A 15,922-nucleotide genomic window follows, 5' to 3' on the forward strand; every position below is an offset into this window, starting at 1 on the left:
ATGGCAACCTGCAACCCCTAAGAACAGAGGCGGCCGCGCACCGGCCTCAATGCCCAACCTTGCGCCGATCAGAACTTGGCGCAAGGCACCACGCGGCGCTTGCTCATGCTGCGCTTCTTGCTGCGCGAGGCCATCTCGTAGCCCAGCGTGATCTCATGCGCTCCACCGCTTTGCCCGGCGAGGCGTGACACCGTGAGGTCGTAACTGTATCCGATCCGCAGGTCATTGATGATGACGCCGCCGAGGAATGCCAGGGCATCACGGTTCGCGAAGCCCTGGGCGTAGCGCTTGACCAAGGGGATGCCACGGTACCACAGCCCCGCGTAGAATGGCGACCGCTCGAAGTACCCGCCAAGGTCGAGCTGATCATACTTCTCCTGCGAGCGGTAATTGAAGGCGAGCACCAGGTTCTGCGGGTGCTGCTTGATGATGGGCGTGCGGAACGTCGTGCGCCAGCCGCCATGCATGCTGAACTTGATGGGCATGCGCGCCTCGTTGCCCAGCAGTGATTGATTCGGGCGGTTGAGATGGTGGAAGCTCGTGCCCAGCCAATACTTCGGAGTGAAGTAGAGCAGCCCTCCCCCGAAATCGGCGTAGTTGACGCTGCGGCCCGCGAGGTATTCATAGGTGCCCACGTCACCGCCGCGCGCCAGCTGATCGCTGAAGACCAGCTTCGAGTAGTCCACCGCATGATTTGCCCAGCCGATCTGGAGCGCTGGACGCAGGAAGACCTTCCGCTTCAGCTCGATCTCGTATGCATACTGGCCAGTGATGCTGCTGTACCGAAGCGCGCCGCTTCCGGCCTTGTCATGCGACACCAGCAGGCCCACGCCGCTGTTAACGCCGGGCATGTAGTGATCGAGCGCGAAATTGCTGCTGATGAAGGCGCCGGGGAATGCGGGCCATTGATCGCGCACAGCTACGCCCATGCGGGTCTGTGTCCCGGTGCCTGCGAACGCCGGGCTCACGAAGGTGGGCAGGGCATAGAACTGCGAGAACTGCGCGTCCTGGGCCGTCAGCGCGAAAGCTGCCAACAGCCCTGACAACGTTGCTCTCGTGCGCGGCCCATTCATGCTACTTCATGCGCTGCACGGAGGCGTCGCGGTCCAGGCGGATGTCGAGCGCCATCTCGCGGCCATCGTGATCGGTGGCCTTCGCGACGATTGCCGCGCGATGGATGGCGAAGCCGGGCGCCTCGACGCTCATGTTGTACTTCTGGCCGGGGCTCAGCACCATGATGTAGCGGCCGGTGCTTTCGTTGGTGTTGTACACGCCGACCACCTCGTCACCGAACTCATCGGTGAGCAGGATACGGGCCTTCACGGGCTCATCGCCCGCATCGGCCACCACGCCACGGGCCACCATGTAATCGAGCTGGCTGCCGGGGAAGCTCACCTGATAGATGTCCTGCATGCCCATGCCGCCGGGCCGCTCACTGCTGAAATAGCCGGTGTAGCCGTCCTCGCTCAAGCAGAAGTAGATGTCATCATTCACCGTGTTCAGCGGGTAGCCCATGTTCTCGGGCAGGCTCCAGCCGTTCATGTCGGCATCAGTGAGCGTGGCTTTGAAGATGTCGTAACCGCCCATGGTGCGATGGCCCTTGCTGCTGAAGAAGAGCGTGATGCCATCGCTGTGCATGAAGGGGGCGTCTTCATCGTAAGGCGTGTTGATCTTGGGCCCGAGGTTCAGCGGCAGGCTCCATTCACCATTCGGCAGCCTGCGGATGCGATACAGGTCGCGGCCACCGAAGCCGCCGGGGCGATCGCTGGTGAAATAGATCTCATCGCCCCCGGGCGCTATGCTGGCGCTTGGCTCGTGGTGCTTGCTGTTGATCTGAGCGGTCATCAGTTGAGGCTGCTGCCATTTGCCAGCGTGCAAGCGCGTTTCAAAGAGGTCGCCGGCTACCAGGTCCTCGCTGGTGTGGTACACGATCATGCTCGAACCATCAGGATTGAGGCCCACGGTTGCATCGTGCGTGTTGGTGTTCAGCGGGCCGCCTACGTTCAAGGCATTGGTCCACAACTCGTCGATGCGCTTGGCCACATAGATGTCCTCCAGCCATTGGCCTGTGGGGTCCTTCAGGTTGCCGCTGGTGCCTTCGCGTCGGCTGGTGAAGTACATCGTGTTGCCATCGGCCGTGATCAGTGGGCAGTAGTCGTGCTGCGGCGAATTGATCAGCGCGCCCAGGTTGCGGATCTCCACTTCGATGGGCTGCCTCACCAGGTCCTTAGCGGTGTTGGCCATGGCGACAAGGCGATCAACCTCAGCGTCCTTCACCGCACGATAATTCAGCTGTTTGTAACGAAGGAGCAGGTCGGCGGCTTCATCGAAGCGCTGCTGGCGGTGGCGCTGCTTCGCCAGCTCGTAATGGGCTTCAGTATGCCCGCCGCGGACGGCGCGTTCGAGGTGAGGCACAGCCTTATCGCGCTGACCCGGCAGGTTGGCGAGGCACACCCCGTACTCGTAGTACACTTCCACGAAGGCCGTGTCGACCGGAAGCAGCTTCTTGTAGATGCGCGCGGCTTCGGTATAATCCTCGGCGGCCAGATGCAACTTGGCCTGATCGAGCATCTGATTGTGCGGGCGCCTGTAGCCGTTCTGTGCGAACAGGCCGGTGGCTGCCATCAACAAAAGCGCGGTGGAGAGTTTCCGTTCCATGTGTTCTAGCGCAAAAGGGTGACGTCGCCTTTCAGCACGGCTTCACGGCCATCGCTGAATGTGGCGTTGCATTTCCAGACATAGACATCCTGCTTGGCCGGGGCTCCCTTGTACCAGCCGTCCCAGCCGCGTCGCACATCCTCGCTCACGAAGACCAATTCGCCCCAGCGATTGAAGATCTCAAGGCGGTACCGTTCCACTCCTTCGTGCTTCGGGAAGAAGTGGTCATTGTCGTAGCCCATCGGGTCGTATTGCCCGTCAGTTGGCCCGCTTCCGGGTGTGAAGGCATTCGGGAATTCGATCTCACCGCTCACCTCGCCCGTGGTGGCGCCCACCACTGTGAAGGTGTCGGGGCAATTCCACTGGTTGTTGGCGATGAGCATCACGTCGAAAGTGCCCGCCTGCTCGTAGTAGTGCGTGGGGTTGAAGGCATTGCTGGTGGTGCCGTCGCCGAAGTCCCATGTGAATTGATCGGCGTTAGCGCTCAGGTTATACGTGAACACCGGCTGCGTGGGCACGATCACCGTGGTGGGCTGCAGCACGAAGAAGGCATTAGCCCTCGGCCGAACGACAATGCTATCCACTTTGGTCATGGTGTTCACCGCGCCGCCCACGCCGAATGCGGTGAGGGTCACGGAATAGACCCCTGGTACGTTGTAGGTGTAGGTGGGGTTATCGGCCGTGCTGGTTCCGCCATCGCCGAAGCTCCATTGGTAGCTCTGGGCAAGCAGGCTCGTATTGGTGAATTGCACGGTGAGCGGCGCGCATCCTTCGCCCTGACCGAGGAAGCTTGCCGTGGGCAGCGGCGGGGTAATTGTCACCTGCTGCGTGGCCGTATCAGCGCAGGCCGTGCCGCTGACGATCAGGGTGATGGTGAAGCTGCCCCAAGAGCCGTAGGTGTGCGAGCCTGGTTCCTGCAGGTTCGATGCCCCGCCGTCGCCGAAGCCCCAGGCGTGGCTCCAATTGCCAGGGCTGCTGGCATTGCTCAGCGTCACGGTGGCATTGGGGAATTGCTGCGTGAAGGGTGTGGCCATGAATGCGGCCTGCGGAACCGGCGATACTATCACCGTTTGCTGCGCGATGCTGATGCAGCCGTAAGACGATGTGGCTGTGAGCGTGATGGTGCGCACCTGGTCTGCGGAGCCTGTGTTCACATAGGTGTGCGTAGGGTCGCTGCCCACCAGCGTGATGCCATCGCCCATGTCCCACAAGTAGCTGCTAGCGCCCGAGCTATTGTTCAGCGGCTGCACGGTGAGCGGCGAGCAGCCGGCACCGATGACGGTGAACGCTGCGGTGACCGCCGGGTACACATCGACCGCAGCGGTGGTCGTGTCGCTGCAACCGAAGCTGTTCGTAGCGATCACTTGCGGGTTGAATGTGACCGGCATCGCGCTCGAATGCGCATAGCTGTGCGTTTGATTGCCGGGCACGGTGTCCAGAAAGGCTCCATCACCGAAGGACCATTGCGAGCTGACGGCGCCGATCGTGAGGTCCTGGAATGGCACGCTCAATGGCTGGCAACCGCTGGGCACACCGGGGATGAACTGCGCGATCGGCTGCGGGTGCACCAGGATCGGCGCTGCGATGGTATCGCTGCATCCGAAGGAGGAGGTCGCGATCAACTGCGCCTGGAACGTGACATCGTTCAAGCCCTGATTGAAGTAGATATGCTGGGGCGATGCTGCCGTGCTGCCCTGCTGATCGCCGAAGATCCATTGGTAGCTGTTGGCACCCATGCTCGTGTTGCTGAAGCTCACCGCGTGCGGCGCGCAGCCATCGGCCGGCGCAACAAAGCCTGCCGTGACCTGCGGATGCACCTGAACATCGACCGTGGCCGTGCTGGTGCAGCCATGATCGGTGATGGCCATGAGGCTCACCGGATAGCTCACCGTGCCCGGTCCGGGGAAGTTGTACCACGTGTGCCCATGGACCGCTGCAGCGGTGTCGCTCTGCTGACCATCTCCGTAGTTCCAGACGAAGCTGCTCGCGCCCAGGCTCGCGTTGGTGAGCTGCGTGGTGAACGGATGGCACCCGATGGCAGGCGACACGGTGACCAGCGCCGTGGGATTGGGGAATACCAGCACGCTCGCGGAAGCAGTGTCCACGCAGCCGAACGCATTAGCGCCTACGAGCGTGATGCCGAAGGCCTGTTCGTTGGTGTTGCTGTTGAAGTAGGTATGCGTGGGCGAAGGGCCTGTTCCCGTGCTGCCATCGCCGAAATCCCAGTTGTAGCTCACCGCACCCACCACGCTGGGGAAAGTGACCGTGAGCGGGCTGCAGCCGCTATCGGGCTGTGCCACGAAACTGAAGTCGGGCGTGGGATACACCATCACCTGCTGCGTTACCGTGGCCTGGCAACCCGCAGGTGAGAAAGCGGTGAGCGAAACGGTATGGATGCTCAGGAAGAAGCTATTGTTCACATAGGTGTGCCCTGGGTTCACCGCCGTGCTCGTGCTGCCATCACCGAAGTCCCACGAATAGGTTGCGGCGCCTGTGCTGCTGTTCACGAAAGTGACATCCATGGGCGCACAGCCCGGCACCGCATTGTGGCTGAAGCCCGCGAACACGCCAGGTGCCACCGTGATGTCAACCATCGCGGTGTCCGCGCATCCGAAAGGGGAACTCGCGATCAGGGTGGCGGTGAATACCGTGTCCGTTGCGCCGGGATTGATATAGGTGTGCGAAGCATCCACGGTGTTCGCCGTGGCGCCGTCGCCGAAGAGCCAGAGATATTGCGTGGCACCGGTGCTGGTATTGGTGAAGCTCACGTTCATGGGCGAGCAGCCGAGCACCGGCACCGGCGTGAAGGAAGCATTCGGCCGGGCCTGCACGTTAACGGCCTGCGTGCCCGTGTTGCCACAATAGGGCGTGGTCACGCTCAACGTGATGGTATATGGCCCGGCAGAGGCGTACTGGTGCGTGGGGCTCTGCAGCGTGGATGTGCCGCCATCACCGAAGTCCCAAGCCCAATTCGTCACTGGATTCCCGGGATCAGTGCCGATCACAGGCGTGAGGACCGATGTCTCACCGAAGCAGAGATTGGCCACTTGGATGCCCACATTGGGTGGCGCATATACATTCACTGGGCGCGAGAAACTGTGCGTGCAGCCCATTGCATTGATCACGGTGAGGTTGATGGTGTAGATGCCCGCCGAACCGTAGAAATGCGGCGCCGGGTTCGGAACGGTGCTCGTGCTTCCATCGCCGAAGTCCCAGGCATAGCTCACCGCTCCGATCGACAAGTCTGAGATGGTCACGGTGATGGAATCGCAGGCGGAATCCTGATCGAGCGTGAAATCTGCAGTGGGGCGCGGCAATACGACCACCGTCACCGAAGCGGTATCGGCGCAACCGGCTGTTGCACCTTGGATGCTGGCGGCATAGGAGACCGTGTAGGTGCCCTCCGTGTTGTAGGTGTGCGCCTGATCGCCGGCTCCCGTCCACTGGAAGCCAGCGCCCGCACCGAAGTTCCATTCGAAGTAGTTGGCGCCGCCAGTCGTGGTCTGATCGAAGTAGGCGGTCTCGCCCACGCAGATGGTATCAGGGCTCACGCTCAGGGAGACCGAAGGGGGCGGTACGATCGTGATCTGGATGAAGGCCGTGTCGATGCCACAGTAATTGCTGTCGAGGAGCATCACCTCGTAGGTGCCGATGGCCGGGTACTGGATCACCCGCGGGAATGTCGGCGGCCATGGCGTCCAATCGATGATGCTGTCCTGTCCCTGGCCCCAGTAATCGCCGAAGTTCCAGTACTCGTAACGCTGGAAGATGTTGCCCTGATTCAGGCAGTTGCGGTCCGTGGTGTTCGCGAAGGTGACGGTGCGGTCAGGCCAGCAGAGCAGCGTCGCGCTCGCCGCGATGCTGGCATCGTCGATGTCCCAGATGCGGATCGGATTGAAGGTGGCCAGCGATGCGCCCCCCTGCAAGGTGTTGCACGTGTTCTCCGCCGTGAGCTCCACCGTGGTCTCGCAGTCCACCGTGCCCTGCTGGTAGGTGTGCGTTACGGTCTGGCCGAGATTCGTGTGGTCGAAGGTGAGGATCGGCGACCCATCACCGAAGTTCCAGGTGAAGACCGTGTTCGGCGAGACATTCGTGCTGCTGTTGACGAAATCAACGGGATGCGGGGCGCACACCTGCGTGAGGCCGCCCACGGGGATCTGGATGCTCGCGCTCGAGCTTTGCTCCATGGTGAGTGTTCCCGTGACCGTGCAGCCGGTGGCGATCTCCGTGAAGGTGATCGTGTAGGTGGCCACGGCCGACGCATAGAGGTGCGTCACGGTCATGGGCGGCATCAGCGAAGCGCCGCTCTGCACCGGGCTTCCGTCGCCCCAGTTGATGCTGTACGCGCCCACCGTCTGCGGCGTGGCGACCACCAGGGTGAAGTTGGTGCCGCTGCAGCTGTACCATTGGGGGGCTGCGGAAGGCGTCCCGTAGTAATCATAGAGCTGCGGGCATTGCGCCGCGGCACCGATGGCGGCGGCCAGGCCCAGGCTGAATGCGATGCAGCGGCGGTTCAGTCCCACGTGGTCGGTTCTTCTCGCGCCTTGCTACGCTTGGATGGAAGCGCTGGATACGCACGACCCTCCCTTCCCGACGAAGAGGTGCGCATACCCGACCAAGGACCAGCCCCAAGGAACCATCGCCTTCCGTCATCGTATCACGGCCCCAATCCCTCCAATGGAGCACTTCGACCTTTGCGTGATCGGCGCCGGACCTGCCGGGTACGCCGCCGCCATGCGCGGCATCGACCTGGGCCTGAGCACCGTGCTGATCGAGCGCGACCGCGTGGGCGGCACCGGCATCTACAACGGAGCGCTCACCAGCAAGACCATGTGGGAGATCGCCCAGCGCGCCTCCAACGCCAACGCGCTGATGCGCACGCGCGGCCGCGAGCCCTTCCGCCTCGACTGGAGTGAAGTGACCAAGGCGGTGAGCGAGGCCGCATTTGAGCGCAAGTACCTCTACGCCTGCCACATGCAGCTGCTCGCCAGCAACGGCAAGGGCTTCCATCATGAGCGCGGCGATGCGCACTTCCTGGACCCGAACGTAGTGCGCATCCAGCGCCCAGGCTTCGTGCGCGACATCCGCGCCAGCCATGTGGTGATCGCCACCGGCAGTCGACCGCGCACCCTGGCCGAGATCCCCGTGGATGAGCAGCGCATCCTCACCAGCGACGGCATTTTCTCGCTCACCGATTACCCGAAGAGCATCGTGATCATCGGCGCCGGCGTCATCGGCTGCGAGTTCGCCACCATCTTCTCCCTGCTCGGCAACACCCGTGTGCACCTGATCGATCGCGCCGACCGGATCCTGCCCTTCGAGGATGAAGATGTGAGCGAGCTGATCGCCACCAAGCTCGAGAAGAGCGGCGTCATCATCCATCGGCAGTCGAAACTCGAGCGCATCGCACCCGTGGATGACGAAGTGGAATACACCCTCTCCTATCCCGATGGCCGCCGAGAGACGGTTCGCGTGGAGAAAGCCCTTCTCTCCGTGGGCCGGGTGGCGAACACCATGGCGCTCGACCTCGCTGCCGCCGGTGTGCGCACCGACCCGAAGAGCGGGAACATCGTCGTTGAAGGCACCGCCACCTCCGCCCCTCACATCCACGCCGTGGGCGATGCCACCGGAACCAACATGCTGGTGAACCTCGGCGAGATGGAAGGCCGCCACGCCGTGGAGCGCATCGCAGGCGTGGCTGCCGCTCCGCTCACCTACGAGAACCTCAGCGCGATCATGTTCCTCGATCCCGAGGTAGCGGGCGTGGGCCTCAACGAGCAGGAGTGCCGCAAGCGCGGCATCGCCTACCGGATGGCCCGGGTTGACTACTCCTGCCTCGCACGGGCCATTGCCATGCGCCGCACGCAGGGCTTCTTCAAGGTGATCGCCACTGACGGTCCCGAAATGCGCATCCTGGGCATGCGCGCCGTAGGTGAGCACGCCAGCAGCGCCATCGAGGCCGTGAGCCTGATGATCAAGCTTGGCATCCCGGTGCATGAGCTGGCCAACCTGATCCATCCGCACCCGAGCATCACCGAAGGCGTGCAGGAGTGCGCGCGCCTGCTGCTGGGTCAGAGCCTCTTCAAGCCGGAGGTCTTCGGCGACAAGCTGCGCTGCTATGCATGGTCTCCGGAGCAGGAACGCGTTGCCGCGGCATAAGGCGGGAAAACGCCAAATCTCCCAGTTCCGATCGCCAGTGCAGGGAGCCGAGGCTACGACTCAACGGGAATGATCACGGCGGGCCCGGATCGCTGAACTCGGGATTGCTCAGGAACTCCGGGTCCGTGAGCATGTTCAGGAAGGCCATCAGCTGGTCCTTCTTGTCCTGCGTGAGTTGAAGCCCGCCCACCGTGTATTTCATGAACGGGCTGATAGTGGGTGAAGGATGGCCGCCGCTGTTGTAGTGCTCGATCACCTCTTCCAAGGTGTTGAACCGGCCATCGTGCATATAGGGCGCGCTCACGGCCACGTTGCGGAGCGAGGGCGTCTTGAACAGGCCCATGTCCTGCGGCAGGCCCGTGATCCCGCCAAGGCCAAGATCCGTGAACTGGCTGTCGAGGCCATTGTTGCGAAGCAGCCCATCGGTGAACCGTGCGCCGCCATGCGGGTGGCAGTGGAAGCAATCGGCGCCCCATTGCCCGCCCAACCCATTCGCGGGGTCTCCGCCCTCTTGCTGCGTGAGCAGGATCCCGCCTTGCTCGAGCAGCGTCGGGAAGATCTCCCCGCGCTGGAATTGATCGAATCGCGAATTGCCGCTGATCAAGGTCCGGAGGAATTGCGCGATGGCCTTCGCCGCCTTGTATTTATCGATGCTCGATGTTCCGAACGCGTCGTGGAAGAGCTCGCGGTAAGCGGGATCCGCTTGCAGCTTGGCCACGGCGTTCGGCCAAGTCTCGTGCATCTCGATCGGGTTCTCCACCGGCTGTAGGATCTGCTCTTCGAGCGTCATCGCGCGCCCGTCCCAGAAGAAGCGCGTCTCCCAGCCCAGGTTCTGCAGTACCATGCTGTTGCGGTCGCCCTGCAGGCCATCGATACCGGTGCTGAATTGGCTGCCATGATCACTGAAGGCGAAAGCCTGCGCGTGGCAACTGGCGCAGCTCTGCGTGTTGTTGCCGCTCAATCGCTCCTCGTAGAAGAGGTAGCGCCCCAGCTTCACCCCTTCCACGGTCATGGGGTTGTCCGATGGTATGGTCATCGGCGGGAAATTGGCTGGGATGGCCAGCGTGTAGGGTGTGGTGGTGTGGCTGCCGCCGCCATCGTCGGGATCGACCGGTTCCGGCTCCGGGCGACAGGCGGCCAATGCGACAATGGCGAACAGACTGATTCGGATGAGGTTCCTCATGGCACTTGATCAATGGGTCGCTCGTCGGTCAGCGCATGGAAGAAGGCGATCAGATCGGCCTTGTCCTGCGGGCTCAGCGCAAAGCTCTGCATTTCGGGGTCGCGGTTCGCATGGGGCAGCCCGCCGCTGGCGAAGAAGTCGATCACTTCCTCAAGGGTGGCCATGCTACCGTCGTGCATGTACGGAGCAGTCAAAGCGATGTTGCGCAGGGTGGGTGTCTTGAATTTGCCATGGTCTGAAGGGACCAGCGTGATCCGCTCGCGGCCTGGATCGGCATAGCCGAGGTATTGCCCTACGTTGTGATAGCCGTGGTCGCTCAGATCGAAACCGCTATGACAAGCCGTGCAATTGAGCGCATCGCTCTGGAAGAGAGCCAGGCCATGCTGCTCACTCGCGCTCAAGGCCATGGCGTCGCCGCTCAGGAAACGGTCATAGCGCGACCAGCCGCTGACCAGGGTGCGCTGGTAGGCCGCCAATGCGCGTGTGAGCTCATAGGCATCCATCGGCTTGCCGTATGCACGCCAGCTCAGCGAGGCATAAGGCTCCAGGTTGCGCAAGTCGGCAGCCGCACGCGTGATGCTGAAATCCATCTCCACCGGGTCGTGGATCGGGGCGATGGCTTGCTGCTCGAGGGTGGGCACGCCTCCATCACGGAAGTAGCCGTTGTGCCAGGCGAGGTTGATGAGCGGGGCTGCGTTGCGCATGCCCGGCAGGGCATCCACGCCCAAACTCAGCGGAAGCGTGTCGCTGAAGGCATGGTCGGGGAAGTGGCACGAAGCGCATGAGACCGTCCCTGTTCGTGACAACCGCTTGTCGAAGAACAGCTCCTTGCCCAGGGCCACGCTCGCTTCGGTGAGCGGGTTGTCGCTTGGTGCGGTAATCGCTGGGAAGCCCTGAGGCAGCAACAAGTTGAAGGGGCGGTCCGGTTCCAGCAGCTCATCCGTGGCATGCCGGCAAGAAGCCAGCAAGGCAACCGCGCAGATGATCACCGCCCACCGCATCATTCAAGGCTGAGGCTGCGCCTTACATTTCGCGTGAGCTTCAGCGCCAGCGGATAATTGGCGCCATGCGATTGGTTCTCCGTCACTACGTCGATCGTCTCTTCGGGGGTTTGCAGGAAGCCGTCCACCTTTACACGGAGCGTCACGTCGGTGGCCAGCCCTTTCGCCGTGCTGAAGGGCAGCGCCGGGAAGAGGTCAACCGTAGTGAAGCAGGTGTCCATCCCTGTGTGCACGGAGAATGGCGAGAGCATAGCGCCCGTGCTGAGCGGATCCGGATTGAAGCGCCCATCGAAGAGCACGAATTTGTAGCCCGTGGCCCAACTCCAGTACATGCCGGTGTTCACGCTCATGGGGTGGCTATCGCCATAGAGCGCCACGTTGGTATAGTTGAGGTCGTGCGGCAGGCCCAGCCCCGCGCGGAGCCCAAGCCAAGTCCCCTCGGGAACGCTCAGGTCGAAGCTGCTTGTACCGTCGCCCATGTCAAGGAGCTTCACGGTACTGAGCAACTCCTCTCCCGACGCGCTCACCGCGCGGATATCACTCAAGTAGAAGCGCAGCATCTCCGCTTGGAAACGGATGTCGCCTGGCGCGAGGTATTCAGTGAAGGCCGCGAAGGGCTGTCCGTCCCATTCGGGCACCACGTGAACGCGCAAAGTGGCCATTTCCGGATCGGTTGGCGCAGGTGCAACTGGTTCGTCCCTTCGGCATGCACCAATGAACGCTGTGACGGCAAGGAAAAGGAGTGGTTTCTTCATGCTCAAGAACAAGCGCGCGGCCGTTCGGCTGTGGAGCTCGCAAGTTAGCTCTGCGCCAAGCCCTCCTCCATTGACGGCCATCACTTTCAAGCCAACCGAACGTGGAAAGCCAGCCTACCGCCGATGCCCGGAGCCAGCGATCCAGATGGCGTCGTCGCCTTCGTCGGCGAAGAGGAGGCGGTCGCCCTGCAGGGCATGAGCGTCCCTTCTAGGGCCGATCACCGCAGCACCCGCAGGCACAGGGGCATCGGCGCCAGCCGCCTCCAGGCTGATCCCCAATGAATAGCGCTTTCGCTTCGCATCGAAAAGCACGTATGTGGACAAGGGCTGGGATTGCCCCACAATCCTGAACGGGGCCGCCCTCCGCAATGCCTCACATGCACTTGCCGCCCGGAAGGCCTCGTTCTCGGCCGCCGGGAGCTCTTGCCGCAATCGCACGGCCTGAGCAACGAAGAGGATCATCGAAACGGCCATGGCCAGCCACGCCCATCGCTTCGCGGCCCACGCTCCCTGCACCACGATGCCCATGGCAACGGCCAGCGGGACGACCAGGAAGATCCATGTCCGTTCGAAAGGCAATGCCCCATGAATGACCGGCAGCACCAGTGCCACGGCGGTTACGCCAAGAACCAGAATGGCGATCCGCCTCTTCCTGCCCTTGGAGCGCACGATGGCCAGCATCATCATTGCCATCGCCACCAAGAACCCGTACCGCACCCCCATGAGGCCCTCGAATGCCCGGACAACATGCGGCCGCCAGCCTTCGATCACCGCTGCCGGGCCAATCGGCTGCACCCACCGGTTCTCCAAGAATGCTGCAGGGCCGCTGACGATGAGCGCTGGCGCATGGAGCATCAGGATGCCGGCCAGGGTCCACGCAGCTGCACGCAGCACGTGCCAGCGCTTTGCGCTCATCACCAAGAGCATCGCGTAGAGGGAAGCGCATCCGTACAACGCTGAGGGCATCACGAACACCGCAGAGGCACAAGTGATCACCAAGGCATGCAGCGCGCGCGCATCGTGCGACCTCAGCCAATGCGCAGCCGCACCAAAGGCCATCGCGAAGGCGAGCATGACCATGACGTAGCCCCTTCCCAAGTGCCCGAACTGCAGCATGAGCGGTGCGGCCAGCGCGAAGGCCAATGCCATGAACACGGGCACCGCGCCGCACATCCGGCGGAGCAGCACGAAGAGCACGGCTTGCGCGAGGCCGGCTGCGGCAATGCCCGGAGCACGCAAGGCGATCAAGGGATCAACAGGGAGCAGGCCGAGTGCAGATGACACGATCGTGTGCCCGATGTGGTTATTGGGCGCGGCATACCACGAAAGGGCCACCAGCGGGCCATGCTCCCCGAAGAGCAACCAATTGAGCGCCTCGTCGAGCTGGGGCGGGTCGAGTAACGCGAATGCGATGCGCATGACCGTGCAGGCGAGCAATGTGAGCGCGAAGAACCAACGCTCCCACTTCGGCATTGTGGCCCAGGTTTGGGCAATAGCAGATCGGCTGCATTGCCAGGCACCGGAAAATCCAGTGAAAAGCAATCTGGTCAGCCAAGGCCATGCGGCCGCCGCACCCGCCGCTGCAGCCCATGAGGATGCCGCCCAGATCAGCCTGATGCGGGTAGGCAGGGGCAGCTTATCAGGATAATCAGGGATTGCACCGTAGCCGAAGCTTCGGTCAATCATGGCTTCGAAAGCCTCCTCATCCATCGTCAGGAGCCAAGCAATGAGCGTTGCCAGCGCGACGACCAGCAGGGCCATGATGAACCGCAAGGCGCGGAGGTGCTTCTCCATGAGGCGTGGAGTGCACAAGGTAGCCGTGGCCTCAGAGCCCGGCCTCGGCCCTGAGCTTCTCGGTGCGCTCGGCCAGCTGCAATGCGTCGATGATGTCCTGCAGGTCGCCGTTGAGCACTTGCGGCAGGTTGTGCACGGTGAGCTCGATCCGGTGATCGGTGACGCGGCTCTGCGGATAGTTGTAGGTGCGGATCTTGGCGCTGCGGTCGCCGCTGCTCACCTGGCTCTTGCGATGAGCGGCCACAGCGGCTTCCTGCTTCAGCACCTGCTCCTCGTAGAGCTTCGTGCGCAGCATCTGCATGGCCTTCATACGGTTGCCCAATTGGCTGCGCTCGGTCTGGCACATCACCACGGTGCCGGTGGGGATATGGGTGAGGCGCACCTTGGTCTCCACCTTGTTCACGTTCTGGCCACCGGCCCCACCGCTTCGCGCGGTCTCCATCTTCACGTCGCTCTCCTTCACATCCACATCGGATTCCTCCGCCTCGGGCAGCACATTCACCGTGGCTGCGCTGGTGTGTATGCGGCCCTGCGCCTCCGTGGCGGGCACGCGCTGCACACGGTGCACGCCGGCCTCGAACTTCAGCACGCCATAGGCGCCCTCGCCGATCACATTGAAGATGACTTCCTTGTAGCCGCCCACCGTGCCTTCGCTCACATCGGCCACTTCGATCCTCCAGCCGCGGCCCTCGATGTAGCGGCTGTACATGCGGAACAGATCGCCCGCGAAGAGGCTGGCCTCATCGCCCCCGGTGCCCGCGCGCACTTCCATGGTGCAGTTCCGCGCATCGTTCGGATCCTTCGGCACCAGCATCATGCGCACCTCCTCCTCCATCGACTCGATGCCTGCGCGGCTCTCGTCCCGCTCGATCCTCGCCATTTCGAGCATCTCCGCATCCTTCTCCGTGCGGAGGATCTCCTCCGCTCCCGCGAGGTCGTCATGCAGCCTCTTGAATCGGAAGAAGGCTTGCTCGATGGGCTCCAGGTCGCGGTAGCTGCGGTTAAGCTCGATGAATCGCTTCTGGTCGGCGATCACAGCGGGGTCGGCGAGCTGCTTGCCGATCTCGTTGCGGCGGTCGTGCAGCGAGGAGAGCTTGGCGAGGAGATCACTCATGGGAATGCGTCCATGGATGGCACGGTTGAAGGCATGAGGGGACGCTCAGGTGTACGTGAATGTGCCCTGCTCGCCGCTGAGCAATACTTCCTTCACAGCCGCCGCCTCCACCCTGCCGATGATCCTTGCAGCGATGCCGAATGACTCCGAGATGGCGATGATCTCCTGCGCGCGAGCTGGCGGCACGTAGAACTCAAGGCGGTGGCCCATGTTGAAGACCTTGTACATCTCCTCCCATCCGGTGCCGCTCATTCGCTGGATCGCGGCGAAGAGGTGCGGCGTTGGGAACAGGTTGTCCTTGATGATCCGTAAGCCATCGATGAAATGCAGCACCTTGGTCTGCGCGCCGCCGCTGCAATGCACCATGCCATGGATCTCCTGACGCATGGCATCGAGCACCTGCTTCACCACCGGGGCATAGGTTCGCGTGGGCGAGAGGACGGCCTTTCCGAAATCGACCGGCGTTCCCTCCAGCGGGTCCGTCAAGCGCGCTTGGCCGCTGTACACGAGTTCGGCAGGCGTTGCAGGATCGAAGGTCTCCGGATACTTAGCGGCCAATTCCTTCGCGAATACATCATGCCGTGCGCTGGTGAGTCCGTTGCTGCCCATGCCCGCATTGAAGGAACGCTCATAGCTGGCTTGGCCATCGCTGGCTAATGCGACGATCACATCGCCGGATTGGATGCGTTCATTGTCGATCACGTCGTTGCGCTTCATGCGGCACACCACGGTGCTGTCCACGATCACGGTGCGCACCAGATCGCCCACATCGGCGGTTTCACCTCCGGTGCTGTTGATACCGATGCCCAGGGCACGCATATCCGCGAGGAAGCGCTCGGTACCCTCGATCAATGCACTCACCACCTCCCCGGGAATCAGGCGCTTGTTGCGGCCGATGGTGCTGCTGAGCAGGATCCCATCAACCGCGCCCACGCAGAGCAGGTCGTCGAGGTTCATCACCACCGCGTCCTGGGCGATGCCATTCCATACGCTGATGTCGCCGGTGTCCTTCCAATAGGCGTAGGCGAGTGATGACTTGGTGCCGGCGCCATCGGCATGCATCACGATGCAATGCTCGGCGCTGCCGGTGAGCGCATCGGGCACCACTTTGCAGAAAGCACGCGGGAAGAGGCCCTTATCCAGGGCAGCAATGGCGCGGTGGACATCCTCCTTGCTGGAGGAGACCCCGCGCTGCTCGTATCGGCTGCTGCTCATGCGCTGAAAAGAAGAAGGGCATCCGCCGTGGTGGTGGATGCCC

The 15,922-nt window shown here is 62.7% G+C and carries 10 protein-coding genes; 1 reads left to right on the forward strand and 9 read right to left on the reverse strand.

Annotated elements, in window-relative coordinates; genetic code table 11:
* Window positions 1-68 precede the first annotated feature (68 nt).
* From IPM12_02245 to IPM12_02255, 3 genes are read right to left on the reverse strand one after another with little or no spacing between them, the layout of a single operon-like run.
* A complete protein-coding gene (locus IPM12_02245; protein MBK9146622.1) occupies window positions 69-1,034 on the reverse strand; it encodes a PorP/SprF family type IX secretion system membrane protein in 966 nt (321 codons plus the stop codon).
* A 40-nt stretch (window positions 1,035-1,074) separates the two neighbouring features.
* On the reverse strand, window positions 1,075-2,658 hold the full coding sequence (locus tag IPM12_02250) for a PD40 domain-containing protein (protein ID MBK9146623.1): 1,584 nt from the start codon (window positions 2,656-2,658) through the stop codon (window positions 1,075-1,077).
* Between the two features lie 5 nt (window positions 2,659-2,663).
* Entirely contained in the window at window positions 2,664-7,181 is a 4,518-nt protein-coding gene (locus IPM12_02255; protein ID MBK9146624.1) for a PKD domain-containing protein, read from the reverse strand.
* Window positions 7,182-7,335: 154 nt separating this feature from the next.
* Between IPM12_02255 and IPM12_02260 the strand changes: the two genes are divergently transcribed.
* Window positions 7,336-8,817 (forward strand): NAD(P)/FAD-dependent oxidoreductase, encoded by a 1,482-nt coding sequence (locus IPM12_02260; GenBank protein MBK9146625.1) that lies wholly within the window; start codon window positions 7,336-7,338, stop codon window positions 8,815-8,817.
* Window positions 8,818-8,890: 73 nt separating this feature from the next.
* On the opposite strand, the gene IPM12_02265 is transcribed toward IPM12_02260, so the two are convergent.
* The 6 genes from IPM12_02265 to IPM12_02290 form a co-directional block, all read right to left on the reverse strand.
* Window positions 8,891-10,000 (reverse strand): cytochrome-c peroxidase, encoded by a 1,110-nt coding sequence (locus IPM12_02265; GenBank protein MBK9146626.1) that lies wholly within the window; start codon window positions 9,998-10,000, stop codon window positions 8,891-8,893.
* A complete protein-coding gene (locus IPM12_02270; GenBank protein ID MBK9146627.1) occupies window positions 9,997-11,004 on the reverse strand; it encodes a c-type cytochrome in 1,008 nt (335 codons plus the stop codon). Before IPM12_02270 ends, IPM12_02265 begins: the two co-directional genes overlap by 4 nt.
* Entirely contained in the window at window positions 11,001-11,663 is a 663-nt protein-coding gene (locus tag IPM12_02275) for a hypothetical protein (protein ID MBK9146628.1), read from the reverse strand. Before IPM12_02275 ends, IPM12_02270 begins: the two co-directional genes overlap by 4 nt.
* Before the next feature lie 207 nt (window positions 11,664-11,870).
* Window positions 11,871-13,229 (reverse strand): hypothetical protein, encoded by a 1,359-nt coding sequence (locus IPM12_02280; protein MBK9146629.1) that lies wholly within the window; start codon window positions 13,227-13,229, stop codon window positions 11,871-11,873.
* 352 nt (window positions 13,230-13,581) lie between these two features.
* Complete coding sequence (gene prfA, locus IPM12_02285) at window positions 13,582-14,670, reverse strand: peptide chain release factor 1 (protein ID MBK9146630.1); 1,089 nt, start codon at window positions 14,668-14,670, stop codon at window positions 13,582-13,584.
* Between the two features lie 39 nt (window positions 14,671-14,709).
* On the reverse strand, window positions 14,710-15,879 hold the full coding sequence (locus tag IPM12_02290) for a phosphoribosylformylglycinamidine cyclo-ligase (GenBank protein MBK9146631.1): 1,170 nt from the start codon (window positions 15,877-15,879) through the stop codon (window positions 14,710-14,712).
* Between the last annotated feature and the right edge of the window lie 43 nt (window positions 15,880-15,922).

Source organism: Flavobacteriales bacterium (assembly GCA_016716605.1).
In the GTDB taxonomy this organism is placed as follows: domain Bacteria; phylum Bacteroidota; class Bacteroidia; order Flavobacteriales_F; family PHOS-HE28; genus PHOS-HE28.